This is a genomic window from Gemmatimonadota bacterium, assembly GCA_016714015.1.
Taxonomy (GTDB): domain Bacteria; phylum Gemmatimonadota; class Gemmatimonadetes; order Gemmatimonadales; family Gemmatimonadaceae; genus Pseudogemmatithrix.
On sequence record JADJNZ010000006.1, the window covers coordinates 158209 to 174830 of the forward strand.

Genomic DNA, 16622 nt, shown 5'->3' on the forward strand with positions numbered 1-16622 from the left:
GGCCTTGCCCCGCACCGGATGGCCGGTGGAATATACGAGTCCGGGAGCGCGGACCGCGCTCGCTGGCCTTCGGTCGACCGTCGGCCAGTCGCTCCTCGCCCGTCCCCCGCCCGTTCCCCGCACCTCCCCGGCGTGAAGATCGTCGCCCGCTACATCCTCAAGGAGCACGCCGGCCCGCTGATGTTCGCGCTATCCGCGCTGACGTCGCTGCTGTTGCTCAACTTCGTTGCGAAGAAGTTCGGCGACCTGGTGGGCAAGGGCCTCCCCTGGACGGTGATCGCGGAGTTCCTGCTGCTCTCGATCCCGTTCACGCTCGCGATGACCCTGCCCATGGCGGTGCTCGTCGCGACGCTGCACGCCTTCTCGCGACTCGCATCCGAGAACGAGATCACCGCCTTCAAGGCGAGCGGCGTGAGCATGCAGTACCTCGTGCGGCCGGTGATCCTCGCGTCGGTGGGACTCACGCTGTTCATGGTCTGGTTCAACGACCAGGTGCTGCCGCGCGCGAATCACCGACTCGCGACCCTCCAGTCCGACATCGCGCGCGTGAAGCCCACGCTCGCATTGCAGGAACAGGTCATCAACGAGGTGGTGCCGCGGCAGCTCTTCCTGCGCGCCGGTCGGATCGCCTCGGGCACGAACCAGATGCGCGATGTCACGATCTACGACCTCGGCGACCCGGCGCGCCGGCGCACGATCGTCGCCGACAGCGGCGTCCTCGCGTTCAACGCGACCGGGGAGGACCTCATCCTCACGCTGCACGACGGCTCGATGGTCGAACTCTCGGCGACCGAGCCGGACCAGTTGCAGCGCAGCTTCTACAAGACGGACGTGATCAAGGTCCGTGGGGTCGCGGTGCGCCTGGACCGCAACGAGGACCGCCGCTCGTACCGGTCGGATCGCGAGCTGACCGTCTGCGAGCTGCAGGCCCGCGTGCACGACGCCTCGATCCAGCGCGACAGTGCGTGGGTACGGCTCAAGCGCGCCAAGGGCGAGGCGGCGCAGGTGCCGGGCGGCGGTGGTGGGGTGGGCGCACTCTACTGCCGAGCCGTGGCCGGCGCGAAGTCGCTCGTCGGCGCAGGGATCGCGACGTTCGGCGGCGCGGCCGGAGACGCGGGGGCGGACTCGACGACGGCGGCCGGGGGGGCGAGCGTCGTCCGCCGGCCGCCCAAGCCACGTCCCGCCGGTGACAGTGTCGTGGCCGAGGCGCCCGTCGTCGCGCCCTCGGCGGGTGCACCGTCGGCGTACCAGCCGCGCCTCGCGCCGCAGTCCGAGGTGCCGGGGGAGCCGCCGCGGGAAATCACCGAAGTGGAGCTCATGGGCATGCAGCTCGAGCTCGACGTGTCGCAGAACACGATCGACCAGTTCCGCGTGGAGATCGAGAAGAAGTTCGCGATCGCGACGGCCTGCATCGTGTTCGTCCTCCTCGGCGCCCCGATCGCGCTGCGGTTCCCGCGCGGCGGCGTGGGGCTGACGATCGGCGTGAGCCTCGGCGTCTTCGGGGTCTACTACGTGGGCCTGCTCGGGGGCGAGGCACTCGCCGACCGGGCGATCGTCGGGCCCTCGGTGGCGATGTGGGCGGCGAACGTCCTGCTCGGGGTCGTAGGGGTCTTCCTCACCCTGCGCCTGGGGAGCGAAGGCTCGACGTCGCGCGGCAGCGAGACGTCGGAGTGGTGGGGACGCGTGGTCGAGCGCTTCCGGCGACGGAAGGCGGCATGAGGCTCCTGCGCCCGCTCGACCGCTACGTCCTCTCGGAGTTCTGGAAGGTGCTCGCGGCGACCGCGCTCGGCTTCCCGCTGCTGGTCATCATCATCGACGTGAGCGAGAAGCTCGACCAGTACCTGTCGCGCAAGCTGCCGATGGGCGACATCGTGCTCGCATACCTCTACGGCATCCCGGACACGATGTTCCTCGTGCTGCCGGCGGCGGTGCTCTTCGCGACGGTCTTCACGATCGGCGGGTTCACGCGCCACAGCGAGATCACGGCGGCGAAGGCCTCGGGGATCAGCTTCCATCGGTTCATCGCGCCGATCGCGGTGGGCGCGCTCGCGGCCACGGGGTTCGGCCTCTTGCTCGCCGAGGTGGTGCCGCCGCTCAATGCGCGCCGCCTGGAGCTGCTCCAGGAGAAGGTATTCAAGAACACGGACAAGCGCGCGAACTTCGCCTATCTCTCGGAGACGGGGCGCGTCTACAAGGTGGGATTCGCCGATGTCACGACCTCGCGGCTCGAGGGCGTGGAGATCGAGCGCCCTGGCGCGGGACCGGACTATCCGAGCTACGTCATCGCCGCGAAGTCGGGCACGTGGGACGGCAAGGGGAACTGGCTGCTGGCCGACGGCGTGATGCACATCCTGCCGGACTCGATGTCGAACGTGACGGTCTCGTTCGACTCGCTCCGCGACTCCCGGTTCACGGAAGCGCCGACGAACCTGATGGCGAACCCGAAGGCGCCCGCGGAGATGGGGTACCGCGACCTGGGCCGGTTCATCGAGGCGATGGAGCGCTCGGGCACGGACGTCAACAAGCTGCGGGTGGAACGGATGCTCAAGATCGCGATCCCGGTGACCTGTTTCATCATCATGCTGATCGGGGCGCCGCTCGCGACCTCGACCCAGCGTGGGGGAACCGCCTACGGGATCGCGATCAGCCTCGCGACCACGGTTATATTCCTGATGCTGTTGCAGATGACCCAGGCGATCGGTGCGGGCGGCCTCATCATGCCCGAGCTCGCGGCCTGGATCCCGGGAGCGATCTTCGGCGTGATCGGCTCCTATCTCCTCATCAAGGTCCGGACCTAGCGTGTCGCACCGTCCCACGGAGTCCTTCCCGGTCGTCCAGCGGCAGAGCCTCGTGTTCTTCCGCCAGATGGGGCGGGACACGCTGGGGTTCCTCGGCGGCGTGGGCGGGCGCGTGCTCTTCATCCGCGACATCGCGCGCGCGTTCCGCGAGGGTCCCACCTGGCGCGGGCAGGTGATCCACCAGATGCGGGCGATCGGCGTGGACTCGTTGCCGCTAGCGCTGATGGTGGCAGCCTTCATCGGGGGCGTGATCGCGATCCAGATCCGCTACCAGCTGTTCCCGGGCATCGCGCTCTCGATCGTGGGGCTCTCGACGCGGCAGATCGTGATCCTCGAGACAGGGCCACTGCTGACGGGACTGGTCCTCGCGGGCCGGGTGGGTGCGAAGATGACGGCCGAGATCGCGACGATGCGCGTGACGGAGCAGGTGGACGCGCTCGAGACGCTGGCGTTCGACCCGGTGGCCTACCTGGTGGTGCCGCGGCTGGTGGCGGCGATCATCATGCTCCCGATCCTGACGGTCTTCGCCGACGTGATCGGCGTGCTGTCCGGGATGATGGCGGCGGTCACGGTCGCCGATGTGCAGTTCGCCCAGTTCATGGAGGGCGTGCGGCTCGGCTACGACCAGTTCCAGGTGACATACAGTTTGATCAAGGCGACCCTGTTCGGTGCGGCGATCGCCTTCCTGTGCACGTATGAGGGATACACCACCTTCGGCGGCGCGGAGGGCGTGGGCAAGAGCACGGCGAAGGCGGTCGTGATCTCGTCGATCGCCATCCTGATCCTCGACGCCTGTACCGCAGTCCTCCTCGCCCCATACCTTCAAGGATGAAGCGACGCGACGAAGTGCTCGTGGGCATCGTGGCGACCGCCGCGATCGGCCTCGCCGTCATCGGCTCGATGTTCCTGGCCCGCGGCGGCCTCCTGCCCGGCTATGTGGTCTACTCGGCCTTCGACTGGGGCTCCGGCCTCCGGCAGGGGCAGCCGGTGATGCTCTCGGGCGTCTCGGTGGGCTACGTGGATGCGGTGGACATCCGGCGTGACGGGAAGCTCCTCGTCACGATGCGGATCTACAACAAGTACCAGGTCCCGAAGGGCACGACGGCGGCGGTGGCGCCGAACGGCGTCTTCGGCGACATGATGGTGGCCATGAAGCCGTCGATCCCGACGGACGACTTCTTCGCGATCGGCGACACCATCCCGGCCGGCCCCGGAACCGTCGGGATCGGCGAGGTGCTCACGAAGGTCGACGCGATCAGCCAGGACGTGCAGGCGTTGACCAAGGCACTCCGCACGGAACTGGTGGACGAAGGCGGCCTCCGCGAGGTGCGCCGCACGGTGACGAGCGCCAACGCGCTGATCGCCTCGCTGAGCGAGATCGCGGAGCAACAGGCAACCGAACTCACCCGCACGCAGCGGTCGATCCAGCGACTCGCGAGCTCGATCGACTCGGCGCAGGTCGACTCGACGGTGCGTGCCCTCGGCGAGCTCTCGCGGAACGTGAACGTCCTCACGAACGACCTTCGTGGGACGACCGAGCAGCTCAACGCGGTATTGAAGAAGGTCGACAGCGGGAATGGGTCGGCAGCGCAGTTGCTGAACGACCCGGGGCTGTACCGCGACGTACGGGGGCTGGTGCAGCGACTGGACAGCCTTACGACGGACTTCCAGCGGAATCCGAAGAAGTACGTGAAGCTCAGCATCTTCTGAGCTGAAGGCCGAAACAGGATCCTTCGGCGTTTCTCGATGGCGGGGCACCCCGATGATTCCGGGGTGCCCCGCTCCATTTCCGAGTCCGCCTGCCGCCGTGCGCGGTATCATCGGCGGCGCCCGCGGGGATGTGCCGGACATACTGCATCGCGTCGTCCTCCTTCGGCTGTGCGTCAGGCGAGTTCGCACCGCGGTCTTGGGCGCGCTGAGCGGGATCGCTTGGCGATGGAGCCGGGGACTTCGCGAAGCCGAGACATTGGGCGAACCGGCCCTGCGCGTTGCACGCGGCCCTCGGCGGCGATGCTGACCAGCTCCGATTGTAGGCGCCGCACGGCCGTGCTGGCGCCGCGCGCTGCGGCCACGCAACGGAAGCGGCAACAGGTCGCGCCGAACCGGTCATTGCGGGCATCAGCACAACGGCCCGGCGAGCTATGCTCGCCGGGCCGTTGGCAGATGGCAGTGGACCTTGGAATCAGTCCATAGTGCTGGTGGTTCTGCCCGCTGCTCAGTTGAAGATGTACCGCGCCCCGAACTGGATCCGGAACACGTCACCCACACCCGCGTTTCGCTGGAAGCTGCGGCTGATGAGCCTATTCCCGATGTTCCGGAGCCGGAACTGCGGCTGGCCGCCAGCGGTCGTTCCCGCGGGGACGAGCGGCGAGGTGGAGACGAAGCTCCAGCTGCGCCCCCAATCCGAGTTGAACATGTTCGAGAAGTTCAAGATGTCCATCCGGAACTGGATCGTGTGCCGCTTTCCAGCGACCATCTGGGTGACATCCTGCGAGACGCTGAGGTCCATGCGAGTCACCATCGGCATGAAGACTGCGCCGCGCTCCACGATGCCGCCGCGATGATTGCGAAGGTACCGGTCCTGACTGATGAAGTCCTCCCAGGCCTCAAGCTGCTGCGCCGGAGTGAACGTCGCGCCAGACGCAGTGAACTGCGTGAAGATGATCTCAGAGGAGTTCTTCGGGATATAGATGAGGTCGTTTGAAGTACCTCCGTCCCCGTTGAGATCGCCACCATAGACGTAGCTTCCGTTGCCCTGCGTGCGGCTCTCGAGGAACGCCGACACGGTCGTACGGCCGAACGAGAAGAAGTTCCGTCCGTAGGACGCGACCGCGAACCAGCGGTGACCGAGCGACGTGCCGGAGTATCCAACGGCGGGGGCGTTCGGATCGCCCGTGTGCTGATTTCCGAACCACGACCCCGAGGCGATCGATCCGGCATCGACGGTGTTGCGCGAGACTCCGTAGCTGTAGGCGCCCTTCGCGTAGAAGCCGTTCATGAAGCTCTTCTCGAGCGAGGCCGCGATGTTCCAGGAGTTGCCGCGATTCTGGTTCTTGAGCGTCACCGCATTCGTGATCTTGCAGTTGATGCGATTCTGCACGCCGGCGAGGGATCCCGTCCCGGGGCAGTCATCGATGCTCCAGCGCGCGCGGGGATCCGGGCCGGTGAAGCGCGAGTCCGACGGGCTCAGGTTGGCATCGAAATAGGCGACGCCATTGATCTCCTGACCGAGCAGCCACTCGATGGTGCCGACCATCCCACCAGGGAGCTTTCGGTCGATCGCGAGGTTCGTCCGGAGCAGCTGGGGGAACTTGAAGTCGGGATCGGTGAAATTGACCTCATACGAGGCCGCGGGCGCGCCGGTGACCGAGGCCGGCTTGTAGTGATCCGGGTCGGGATGGAACGGCCGATTCGTCACGTTGTCCAGCCGCTCGAATCCCGTGAGCACACCGTTGTTCCCCACCTGATTCGAGATCCAGACATACGCGGGGCGACCGGTGAAGACGCCTGAGCCGCCGCGCACCTGGGTGACGCCATCGCCGTTCACGTCCCAGTTGAACCCGAGCCGGGGCGAGAAGAGGATCTTCGAGTCCGGAAGCTTCCCGGTCGAGTACTGGCGTGTCCGCCCGAGGTTGTCGACGAAGTTCATCGCATCGACCTCGGCGTTCTCGAATGCCGTGTTGCCGAAGATCGGCATCTCGGCGCGCACACCGAAGGTCATCGTGAGGTCGTCCGTCGGACGCCACTCGTCCTGCGCGTAGATGCCGGCGAAGGTGACCTCGAGCGGCTGGATCGGCTTCACCTGCCCCGGGATGTTGTTCCACCGGACCTCGAACCGTCGTAACGTGACCGGCGAGGCGGTGCGATTCGGGTTCGCGAGATAGTCGTTCGCGTCCGTATACCAGTCGGCGAGCGAGTTGTACACGTACGCGCTCTGCGACCCTGGGAAGAAGACATTCTCGGACTCGTACTTCTCGACGCTCACGCCGAACGTGAGGTCGTGGTTGTCACCGTAGATGTTGAAGTTGTTCTGGAACTGGAAGCTGTTGTAGCGCAGCTCGTTGTTCGGCGTGAACGGCTCGAAGCCGAACGTCGTGTAGACCGCGCCGGCGTTCAGCACGTCAACCATCGGGAAGACCGACCCGCGGGAGTCGCGGCTCTCGTCGTTCTTGGTGAAGCCGACGATCATGTTGTTCGACATCCGATCGCCGATCACCGCGTTCCATTCAGCGACGTACGAGTCGATGATCTCGAGGATCTGGTAGTTCGAGTTCTGGAAGTTCAGGCCGTTCGCGTTCGTGCGGCGGGTGCCGAAGCCGAGCGACGACGAGTTCGAGAGCAACACGTCGGTCTTGGAGTCCAGCTTCGTGTAGCGGAAGCTGAACTTGTGCCGGTCATTGAGCGCGTAGTCGAACTTCGCCGTGAGGCGCATCGACGGCACTTCGTGGTCGTATCCCTGATACGGACCGGTCTGGTACGAGAACGAGTTGTTCAGGAAGCTGCTCAGCGAGTCGAGGTCACTGCGGAGCACACGGGTCACCTGCCCGGTGACCGTCTCGCCGCCCTCGTTCGCACGCCAAGTTGTGCCCGGCTCGGTGAGACCGTCGCTCTCGTAGGAGACGAAGAAGAACAGCTTGTTCTTCAGGATCGGGCCGCCGAGACGGAAGCCGATCTGCGAGTAGTCGAACGTGCCGGGGTTGAACGCCCGGCCGCCGACGCGCGTGCCGACCATGCTCTGGTCGCGCCACTGCGTGTAGACGGAGCCCGAGAACTCGTTGTCGCCCGACTTGGTGATCGTGTTGACCGCCGCGCCGGTGAAGTTGCCCTGGCGGACGTCGTACGGGGCGATGTTCACCTGCAGCGCCTCGATCGCGTCGATCGAGATCGGCGAGACGCCCGTGCGGTCGCCGGGCTGACCCGAGAGGCCGAACGAGTTGTTGAAGTAGGCGCCGTCCACCATGATGTTGTTCAGGCGATTGTCGACGCCGGCGAACGACGAGCCGCTCGCCTGCGGCGTGAGGCGCGTGAAGTCATCGATGCGGCGCGAGATCGTCGGCAACTGCTCGAGCGCCGTCTGTGACACCGCGGTCGCCGCGCCCGTGCGCGTCTCCGCGATCTCCGACCCGGTCGACGTCACCGTCACCGCCGTCAGCGTGGTCGCGATCTGGCCCATGCGGAAGGCGACGTCGGTCGAGACGCCGAGCGAGACGGTCAAGCCGTCCTTCGACTGCCGGGCGAACCCGATCCGGGTCGCCTCGACGGTGTAGGGGCCGCCGACGCGCATGCCGGGGATGTTGAAGCGGCCGTCCGCCCGGGTCATCGCCTGGTACACGGTGCCCGACGGGCGGTGCGTGGCGGTGACGCGGGTGCCCTCGAGCGGGCCACCCGCCGAGTCGGTGACGGTGCCGCGCATCGACCCGGTCGTGACCTGGGCCGAGGCAGTCGTCGACCAAAGCGCCCCGACCAGGGCCATCGCCCCGTACAAGGCCAGTCTGCGAAGACTACGGTACATGTGATGTCCTCATTTGCCGTGAGATTCGTCCTTCCACAACGCCACAAATGTAGTGCATCCGGACCGGATTCGTCCAAGGCGGATTTCCGGCCCGGGTCCTGCCGGGACCGGATCGTTACCGGTCCCCTCCCCCATCCCCTGCCCGGAGCTCAGGCCCCCGCCCCCGGCCGACTGTCAAATAGTAGAGCGGCACCCCCGTCAGGCAGGCGCCGAAGACGCCGAGCGTCTGCCAGCGGCTGGATTCCTGCACCAGCGCATTCCCGAGCAGATAGAGGACGGCCACCATGAAGATCGCGGGGACGACCGGGTAGCCCGGGCACCGGAAGGCAGGCTGATAGTCCGCCCGCCCGCGGAGCCGGTAGATCGAGGCGACCGCGAGGAAATAGAACGGGAGGAACGCGGTGACGAACGCGTCCGCCAGCTGCTCGAAGCTCCGGAGCAGCACGAAGGTCGCCCCGATCAGGGCCGTGAGCGACACCGCCACCCAGGGCGTCCCAAAGCGCGGATGCACCGCCGCGACCGACTTGAAGAAGAGGCCGTCGGCCGCCATCGCGAAGAACACCCGCGGGCTCGTGAGCAGCACGGTGTTCAAGGTCCCGAAGGTCGAGATCATCACCGTGACCGACACGAAGACCACGCCCGCGGGGCCGATCACCTTCTGCGCGACGTCCGCCGCGACCAGCTTGGAGATGCGGATCTCCTCGATCGGCAGGACCGCCAGATACGCGAGATTCGCCAGCAGGTAGATCGTGATCACCATGAGCGTGCCGCCGATCAAGGCGCGCGGCAGGTTCTTCTGCGGGTCCCGGACCTCCCCCCCGTTGTACGAGAGGTCGGCCCACCCGTCGAATGCCCAGAGCGTGCTCACGAGCGCCAGCCCGAAGGCGGGAATCGTGAAGCTCCCCTCCGGCAGGGCGGGCGTGTAGAACCCGCCGGTCTGCGGCAATCCGACCGCGAACGCGACCAGGACGATGAACATCAGTCCGCCGTACTTCGCCACGACGGTGAGGTTCGTGAAGGCCGACCCGACGCGGACGCCCACGATATTGAAGACGCCGGTCAGCAGGATCGCGGCAGCAGCGATGTACCGCACCATCATCGCCTGCTCGTCGGACGCGGCCGAGCCGGTCCTGACGCGCCAGAAGTACTCAGAGAACGTGATCGCGATCGCGCCCAGGGACGCGGCACGGATCATCACGAGCTGGCTCCAGCCGAAGACGAATGCCGGGACCCGCCCCCAGCCCTGCCGGACGAAGACGTAGACCCCGCCCGTCTGCGGGAGCGCGCTCGCGACCTCGGCGAGCGTGAGGGCGCCGCAAATGGCGAAGATGCCGCCGGCGACCCACGACATGAGCATGGGCAGCGGGCCGGGCAACTTGTCCGCGATGCCGGCCGGCGAGCGGAAGATGCCGGAACCGATGGTCGATCCGATCACGACCGCGATCGCGCTCCAGAGTCCGAGGCGGCGCTCGAGGGTCGCGGGAGGGGGGGTGGCATTCATCCGCCGAAAGTACGCCGTGGGGCTCCCTCCGGCGAGGGGCGCCGGTGATAATTCACCGATGCCCGCCGTCCTCATCGCCGTCCTGTTCTGGTCCGCCACCGCCGCGGTCGTCGTGGCGCAGGTCATGATCCTGCGCTCCTCCGCCCGCGTGCTACGCGCCGCGGCCCCGGAGCGCCCGGTGCTGGAGTGGACATTCGCGGTCGGTCCGGCGCTGGTGCTGGCGCTCGTCCTCTTCCTGTCGTGGCGGGCGACGATGGCGCCGCCCTCGGTCGAGATCGAACTGCCGACGGTCCCCGGGGAGATCCGGTCATGAGCACGGCCGCGCCGGGTGCCCCCGTGCCCGTGGTCCCGGTGGAACGGACGCTGCTGCAGGACTTCGTCACCCTGACGAAGCCGCGCATCATCTCGCTCCTCCTCGTCACCACGGCCGCCCCGATGTACGTGGCGGGCGACCCGAGCTGGCAGATCGTCCTGCTCGTCATGCTCGGCGGCTACCTGATGGCCGGTGGCGCCAACGCGGTGAACATGTATCTCGACCGCGACATCGACGACGTGATGGCGCGAACGAAGCTGCGGCCGATCCCGAGCGGACGGATGCACGAGCGCCTCGTGCTCGCCTTCGGAGTGCTAATCGCCACGGCCGCGACCTGGATGCTCGCGACCTTCGTCAACGTCCTGACCGGCGCGCTCGCGCTCGCGGGCTTCTACTTCTACGTCTTCGTCTACACGCGCTGGCTGAAGCGCAGTTCGCCGCAGAACATCGTCATCGGCGGGGCCGCCGGCGCCTTCCCGCCGCTCGTGGGTTGGGCCGCGGTGACGGGGTCACTGGACCTCACCGCGTTCTTCCTCTTCCTCATCGTCTTCTACTGGACGCCGCCGCACTTCTGGGCACTCGCACTGAACAAACAGCGGGACTACGGGAACGCGAAGGTCCCGATGGCGCCGCTCGTCTGGGGCGAGCGGGAGACGATCACGCAGATGTGGTGGTACACGATCCTGCTCGTGGCGCTCACCGTCCTGCCGGTCGCGTGGGGTGCCTTCGGCCTCCCCTACCTCGTCATGGCGCTCGTGCTCGGCGGCTTCCTGCTGCACGGCGTGCACCGTGTGCGCGTGGCCGCCGACTACGTGAAGCCGGCCTGGTGGGTCTACGGCTACTCGCTCCTCTACCTCGCGCTCATCTTCCTCGCGATGGTGATCGACCGGCACCTCGTCGACTGGCTCGGGCGCTGAGCCGGGCGACCGTCGGCCGCGTCGGGTCGCGCTACACGACGATCAGGTCGCGCTGGATCTCGGCGGGTGTGATGACGAGGCGTCCGCCGCGATCGACGTAGCCGTTCACCTCGGTGCGCATCCCGATCTCCCCGGCGAGATAGATCCCCGGCTCGATGGAGAAGCCGACTCCCGGGACGAGCTCTCGCGTCTCGCGCGTCTCGAGGTTGTCGATGTTGGGGCCCATGCCGTGGAGGCCGCGAGCGTCGATGCTGTGGCCCGTCCGGTGCGTGAAGTACGGCCCGAAGCCGCGCGCAACGACCACGGCGCGCGCCGCGTCGTCCGCCTCACCCCCGCGCACCGCCTCGCCCGCCGCGAGCTTGCGATCGAGCAGCGCGATCGCCGCGTCGCGCGCGTCGCGGATGGCGGTCCAGACCTCGACGGCGCGCGCCGACGGCGCGCCGATGCTCGCCATCCACGTCTGATCCGCCCACATCCCCCTCCCTCCTGGCGCGGTCGCGAAGAGGTCGATCAGGACCACGTCGCCCTCGCGGAAGGCCCGTGGGGACGCTTCCGACGGCTCGTAGTGCGGGTTGGCCCCGTTCTCCGAGGCGCAGACGATCGGGCCATGATCCGCCTCGAGCCCGCGCGCGACGAAGGCCTCGCGGATCTGTGCCGCGACCTCGTGCTCCCGCAGCGGAGACCCGGCACGCACGGACTTCCCGATCCGCGCGAACGCCTCGAGGGCGATCTCGCGAAGCTGCTCCGCGTTCCGGCGATGCGAGGCGATCTCCGCCTCGCTCCAGACCGCGAAGAACCGCGTGACGAGCTCAGCGCTCGTCACCACCTCGGCGCCGGCCCCCCGTACCATCTCGAGCACGCCCGCGGGGACGCGGTCGACGACCGGCACCGCATCCCCTGCCGAATACTCCATCGCGATCCGCTTCCCCCGCACGAGCGGCGGCAGCGACGCCTCGAAGACCTCCCACGAGCTGTAGACCACCTTCTGCCACTCGGTCGGCCAGTCGGCCCAGGGCCCCTGCTCGATCGCGTGCGTGATCGCCACCGGCGTACCGGTCGCAGGGAGCCAGCAGAAGATCCGACGGGTGACCATCCCGTGGAAGCCGAGGAGCGAACCGGCGACGGGGTTCAATCCACGGAAATCGTACAGGAGCCAGCCGTCGAGGCCGGCTTCGACGAGGGCGGACTGGAGGGCGGGAAGGCTCGCGGGGGTGAGCATGGGACCTCGCTCAGCGGATGGAGCGCCACTCGGCGCGCCACTCGCAGGTCTTCTCGCCACGGGACGCGCAGCGGACGTGCTCCACGGCGCCGACGCCGCCGACGAGGAGCTGCATGAGTTCGCGCAGGATCGCCTCGTAGAAGGCGCAGCCGGCCTGTCGGGGCGCGGCGTCAAGCATCGGCGAGCCGGGCACGTCGAGCAGGATCGTCGCGCCTACGCGTCGCACCGACCCCGCGAGGAATCGCGCGCCGATCCGACGGAGATGGCGGAGCGCGAGCGGCCGTGCCAGCAGCGTCGGGAGCGAGCGGACCAGCGCGCGCGTGGGGCCCGGGATCCGCGCGTACGTCATCCGGGCGAGCACGCGTCCGGCCTCGCGGAAGACCGCCTCGGCGTCGGGTCGCCGCCCGATCAGCTTCGCGATGCCCGAGGCCTCCTCGAAGGGGAGACGCTGGCCGCGCTTGACCGCCTCGTTGTAGCGGCGGATCTGCGCGAGGACCGTATCGCTGAGCCCGAAGCGCTTGGTGCGCAGTTCGTCCACGAACTCCGCCTCGAGGTCACCATCGGGCATGTCCACGGCACGGACGGCCTCGAGCAGCACCAGCGGGACGAGCGGATCGACGGTCGTGGACATGCGCGGGGCTGAGGGTGGGGAACCGGGGAGCAAGCTAATGGTCCGGCGGCGCGGCCGCACGGCACCGATCGGCGGGGACCGGCGTTCATGGGGAGGCTCCCCGCTCCGCGCTTGCGCGTCCGGCGGGGAATCGGGCAGAATCCCCATTCCCCCCATGCACTTCTCCCCATCCGACGCAGCGCCCCTGGAGGGTTGTCACGCTGTTCACGCCGTGCTGCATGCGGTGGTGGACGGCGAGGCGGATGCGTTGTCGATCGCCCGGACCGAGGCGCACGCCGCGGGGTGCGGCGCGTGCGCGGGCCTGCTCGCGCTGGCGCGCGCGCGGCGCGCGCGGTTGCAGCGGATCGGGGAACGGACCCATGCCCCAGAGACGCTGCGGACTCGCGTGCACGGGATCCTGCAGGCGGTGCGCGGATCTCGGACTCGTTGATCCTCCGCGGGCTCCTCGGGGCCCTCCTCGCCGGCGTGATCGCGGGCGCAGCCCAGCGCGCCGGGAGCCTGACGCCTCGCGGGCAATGGGCGGCGTTCGTGGTGGGAACCCTCGCCGCCGTCGCGGGCTGGGGCTGGGCGTTGCTACTCATTGGCTACTTCGTGGTCTCGTCCGCGCTCACGCGCGTCGGCGCGGCGACGAAGGCGTCGCGGACCGCGTCCGTCCTTCCCGACGCGCAGGCCCGGAACGCGGCGCAGGTCGGTGCGAACGGGGGCCTATTCACGGCGCTCGCGCTGCTCGGCACGCTCGGAGAGCAACCGCTCCTGCACGTGGCGGCCGTCGGCGCGCTCGCGGCCGCGGCGGCCGACACCTGGGCGACGGAGATCGGCACGCTCTGGGGAGGGATGCCCCGTCACCTGCTCACCTTCGCGGAGGTCGAGCCGGGCATGTCGGGAGGCGTCACCCTGGCGGGCGCGGCGGCGAGCGTCGTCGCGGCCGCGCTGGTGGCCCTGCCTGGCGTCGCGCTGACCACACCCGCGTCGATGCCCCTCACCGCGTCCGCCATCGGCGCGGTGGGCGCACTCACGACGGCCGGCGTGCTCGGGAGTCTCGCCGACAGCCTGCTCGGCGCCGCCCTGCAATCGAAACGCTGGTGCGAGCAGTGCCGTACGTGGACCGAACGCCGCGTCCACACATGCCAATACCGCACCCACCACGTCCGCGGTCTCCGGTGGATGACCAACGACACCGTGAACCTCCTCGCGACGGCGGTGGGCGCGCTCGCCGCCGTCGGACTCTCGCGGATGGTCGCGTGACGCGGGCCGCCATCGATCCGGCGACCTACCGCGCCGCGCTCTCGCGCTTCGCGTCGGGGATCACCGTGCTGACCACGCGTACCGACGACGGGCGCGACCTCGGCATGACGGCGACGGCCTTCACCGCCGTCTCGCTCGAGCCGCCGATGGTGCTCGTCTGCGTCGACCGCGACGCCTCGATGGCCTCACCGCTGCAGCATGCGACGCATCTCGCGGTGCATGTCCTGTCGTCGGCGCAGGAGGACCTGTCGCGCCGCTTCGCGGGCGCGGAGTCGGACCGCTTCGCCGGCCTCGAGGTCACGCGCGGCGCCGGGGAGGTACCACTGCTGGACGGCGCGCTCGCGCGGCTGCAGTGCCGGATCGTCGAGCGTCATGCAGGCGGGGACCATGTGATCGTCGTCGCCGAGGTGCTGGAGGCGGACGTGGCGGACGGCGATCCGCTGCTCTATTTCCGCGGCCGCTATGGGAGGGTGGTCACATGAGTCTCGAGGTCGAACGCGAGCAGGCCGTCCAGACCCTGTGCGCGCACTACGCGCAGGACCACCTCACCACGGGCGAGCTCGAGTCGCGCTTCGAGCGCGTGTACAAGGCCGACTCGGCCGACCAGCTGCGGACGGTGCTCATCGGGTTGCCGGCGCTGCCGCGCACGTCGCTCGCACCGGTGCCGCTCTACCAGGTGGCCGCGCCCACGCCCACCGGTGCGCTCGCCCCCGGCGAGAAGCGCTATCTGTCCGTGTTCGCCGAGGTCAAGAAGGAGGGCTACTGGGTCCCCGCGCCGATGATCCTCGGGCGCGTGGTCTTCGGCTCGATGCTGCTCGACCTCCGCGAGGCGGAGATCCCGCTCGAGGGCATCACGCTCGACCTCGACGTGCTCTTCGGTGAGTGCAAGGTCCTGCTGCCACCCGGCCTGAACGCGGACGTCGACGCCTCGGCGATGCTCGGCGACGTGACCGACAAGTCCAAGCGCGGCCTACCGGAAGCGCCGGTGGTGCGCGTGCGCGGGAGCGCCCTCTTCGGCAGCATCGTCGTGAAGACCACGTTGCCCAAGGCCGCACGACTCGAGAGCTGGCGAATCCAGCTCAAGAAGTTCCTCGGCTAGGGGCCCTGCGAGAGGTACGCCTCGGCGTACCGGACGATGCTCTCCTCGATCACGCGCATCGCGACGTCACTCTTCTCCCAGCCGAGAAGCTCTACGCGCTTCCCCTCGAGGTCCTTGTAGATGGCGAAGAAGTGCTCGACTTCACGCAGGTAGTGCTGCGGCAGGTCGGCGATGTCGAAGTACTCGCCGTGCGCCGGGTCATCGCAGGGGACGGCGAGGATCTTGTCGTCCGGCTCGCCCTTGTCGAGCATCTTGAGCACACCCACCGGGCGCACGTCGATCAGGCACCCGGTGAAGGTCGGCTCCTTGATCATCACGAGGACGTCGAGCGGGTCGTTGTCCTCGTGCAGGGTGCGCGGGATGAGCCCGTAATCGCCGGGGTAGTGTACGGCCGAGTAGAGCACCCGGTCGAGGCGGAACATCCCCGAGTCCTTGTCGAGCTCGTACTTGTTGCGGGCCCCTTGCGGGATCTCGATCACCGCGGTGACGACCTCGGGGGGATGCTTGCCCGCGGGCAGGTCCTTCCACGGGTGGATCATGCGCGCCCTCCTTGGCGTGCGGCATCCTGTCGGGCGCGGCGCACGTCGAGGGCTCGCCGGCGCAGCACGATCGAGAGCGTATACCCCGCGTAGAGTGCCCCGAGCACGAGGTATGCGGCGTGGTAGTAGGCGGCGTTGTCGGGCATCGGTCAGCGCTCCGCGGTGGCGTCGTCGTCGAGGGCGTCACGCTCCGCCGCGAGCGCGTAGCGCGCGCGGACGAGGGCGACGTAGAGCAGCGTGAAGGCGCCCAGCGCGAGGAAGAACGTCTTCACCATCACCCCCGGCATCTGGATCCCCGCCGGATTCGCGACCACCGGCATGGGATGCTGCGTGTTGAAGAGGTAGACGCTCAGGTGGATGAACGGGATGAGGACCGCCCCGAGGATGCCGACGATCGCGCTGTAGCGCGCCCGCAGTTCGCGCTCAGGGACCACGCCGCGCAACACGAGATAGCCGAGGTACAGGAACCAGAGGAAGAGCGTGAGGGTGAGTCGCGCATCCCAGACCCACCAGGCGCCCCAGATCGGCTTGCCCCAGAGCGGCCCCGAGACGAGCACGCCCGTGGTGAAGATCACGCCGACCTCGGCCGAGCTCTCCGCGAAGCGATCGAGCCGCGGGTCCTTCAGGAAGAGCCAGAACGCCCCGGCGAGCGCGGTGCAGCCGAACGCGAGGAACGCCACCCAGGCCGACGGGACATGCACGTAGAAGATCTTCTGCGCGTAGCCCTGGAGTCGCTCGGGTGGCGTGAACCAGATCGCCCGGGCGAACGCCGCGGCCATCGCGGCGGCGGCGGCGAGCAGGAACCAGTCGGGGCCGGCGCGGCGCGCGGGCTGGGCGGGGGAGGTCAT

16 protein-coding genes are annotated in these 16622 nt (G+C 68.6%); 9 read left to right on the forward strand and 7 right to left on the reverse strand.

Going from position 1 to position 16622, the window contains the following annotated elements:
- Window positions 1–132 precede the first annotated feature (132 nt).
- Genes IPJ78_12990 through IPJ78_13005 form a run of 4 tightly spaced genes read left to right on the forward strand, consistent with a single transcriptional unit; the run spans window position 133 to window position 4508 of the window.
- Window positions 133–1719, forward strand: coding sequence for an LptF/LptG family permease (locus tag IPJ78_12990; protein ID MBK7907458.1), 1587 nt, complete (start codon window positions 133–135; stop codon window positions 1717–1719).
- Window positions 1716–2798 carry an LptF/LptG family permease gene (locus IPJ78_12995; protein ID MBK7907459.1) on the forward strand — a complete coding sequence of 361 codons (1083 nt, stop codon included), beginning with the start codon at window positions 1716–1718 and terminating at the stop codon, window positions 2796–2798. The genes IPJ78_12990 and IPJ78_12995 overlap by 4 nt, the downstream gene beginning before the upstream one ends.
- Before the next feature lies 1 nt (window position 2799).
- A complete protein-coding gene (locus IPJ78_13000) occupies window positions 2800–3630 on the forward strand; it encodes an ABC transporter permease (protein MBK7907460.1) in 831 nt (276 codons plus the stop codon).
- On the forward strand, window positions 3627–4508 hold the full coding sequence (locus tag IPJ78_13005) for an MCE family protein (GenBank protein MBK7907461.1): 882 nt from the start codon (window positions 3627–3629) through the stop codon (window positions 4506–4508). The genes IPJ78_13000 and IPJ78_13005 overlap by 4 nt, the downstream gene beginning before the upstream one ends.
- Window positions 4509–5013: 505 nt before the next feature.
- On the opposite strand, the gene IPJ78_13010 is transcribed toward IPJ78_13005, so the two are convergent.
- Both IPJ78_13010 and IPJ78_13015 read right to left on the reverse strand, forming a co-directional pair.
- Window positions 5014–8310: a TonB-dependent receptor gene (locus tag IPJ78_13010; GenBank protein MBK7907462.1), complete on the reverse strand. Its 3297-nt coding sequence runs from the start codon at window positions 8308–8310 to the stop codon at window positions 5014–5016.
- Window positions 8311–8425: 115 nt separating this feature from the next.
- Window positions 8426–9811 carry an amino acid permease gene (locus IPJ78_13015; protein ID MBK7907463.1) on the reverse strand — a complete coding sequence of 462 codons (1386 nt, stop codon included), beginning with the start codon at window positions 9809–9811 and terminating at the stop codon, window positions 8426–8428.
- A gap of 58 nt (window positions 9812–9869) precedes the next feature.
- On the opposite strand from IPJ78_13015, the gene IPJ78_13020 reads away from it, so the two are divergent.
- Together IPJ78_13020 and IPJ78_13025 are read left to right on the forward strand one after the other, a co-directional pair.
- On the forward strand, window positions 9870–10124 hold the full coding sequence (locus IPJ78_13020; protein MBK7907464.1) for a hypothetical protein: 255 nt from the start codon (window positions 9870–9872) through the stop codon (window positions 10122–10124).
- On the forward strand, window positions 10121–11041 hold the full coding sequence (locus tag IPJ78_13025; protein ID MBK7907465.1) for a protoheme IX farnesyltransferase: 921 nt from the start codon (window positions 10121–10123) through the stop codon (window positions 11039–11041). The genes IPJ78_13020 and IPJ78_13025 overlap by 4 nt, the downstream gene beginning before the upstream one ends.
- A 31-nt stretch (window positions 11042–11072) precedes the next feature.
- On the opposite strand, the gene IPJ78_13030 is transcribed toward IPJ78_13025, so the two are convergent.
- Window positions 11073–12260 carry an aminopeptidase P family protein gene (locus IPJ78_13030; GenBank protein MBK7907466.1) on the reverse strand — a complete coding sequence of 396 codons (1188 nt, stop codon included), beginning with the start codon at window positions 12258–12260 and terminating at the stop codon, window positions 11073–11075.
- A 10-nt stretch (window positions 12261–12270) separates the two neighbouring features.
- On the reverse strand, window positions 12271–12891 hold the full coding sequence (locus IPJ78_13035) for a hypothetical protein (GenBank protein ID MBK7907467.1): 621 nt from the start codon (window positions 12889–12891) through the stop codon (window positions 12271–12273).
- Between the two features lie 154 nt (window positions 12892–13045).
- Between IPJ78_13035 and IPJ78_13040 the strand changes: the two genes are divergently transcribed.
- The 3 genes from IPJ78_13040 to IPJ78_13050 all read left to right on the forward strand — a co-directional run bounded on the left by IPJ78_13040 (window position 13046) and on the right by IPJ78_13050 (window position 15235).
- Window positions 13046–13321 carry a zf-HC2 domain-containing protein gene (locus IPJ78_13040; GenBank protein MBK7907468.1) on the forward strand — a complete coding sequence of 92 codons (276 nt, stop codon included), beginning with the start codon at window positions 13046–13048 and terminating at the stop codon, window positions 13319–13321.
- Window positions 13322–14015: 694 nt separating this feature from the next.
- Entirely contained in the window at window positions 14016–14618 is a 603-nt protein-coding gene (locus IPJ78_13045) for a flavin reductase family protein (protein MBK7907469.1), read from the forward strand.
- Complete coding sequence (locus IPJ78_13050; protein ID MBK7907470.1) at window positions 14615–15235, forward strand: DUF1707 and DUF2154 domain-containing protein; 621 nt, start codon at window positions 14615–14617, stop codon at window positions 15233–15235. The genes IPJ78_13045 and IPJ78_13050 overlap by 4 nt, the downstream gene beginning before the upstream one ends.
- Here the strand turns inward: IPJ78_13050 and IPJ78_13055 are convergent.
- The 3 genes from IPJ78_13055 to ccsA are packed head-to-tail and all read right to left on the reverse strand — an operon-like array spanning window position 15232 to window position 16622.
- Window positions 15232–15774 (reverse strand): inorganic diphosphatase, encoded by a 543-nt coding sequence (locus IPJ78_13055; protein MBK7907471.1) that lies wholly within the window; start codon window positions 15772–15774, stop codon window positions 15232–15234. The two genes, IPJ78_13050 and IPJ78_13055, sit on opposite strands and share 4 nt — an antisense overlap.
- Entirely contained in the window at window positions 15771–15920 is a 150-nt protein-coding gene (locus IPJ78_13060) for a hypothetical protein (GenBank protein MBK7907472.1), read from the reverse strand. The genes IPJ78_13055 and IPJ78_13060 overlap by 4 nt, the downstream gene beginning before the upstream one ends.
- 3 nt (window positions 15921–15923) lie before the next feature.
- On the reverse strand, window positions 15924–16622 hold the full coding sequence (gene ccsA / locus IPJ78_13065) for a cytochrome c biogenesis protein CcsA (protein MBK7907473.1): 699 nt from the start codon (window positions 16620–16622) through the stop codon (window positions 15924–15926).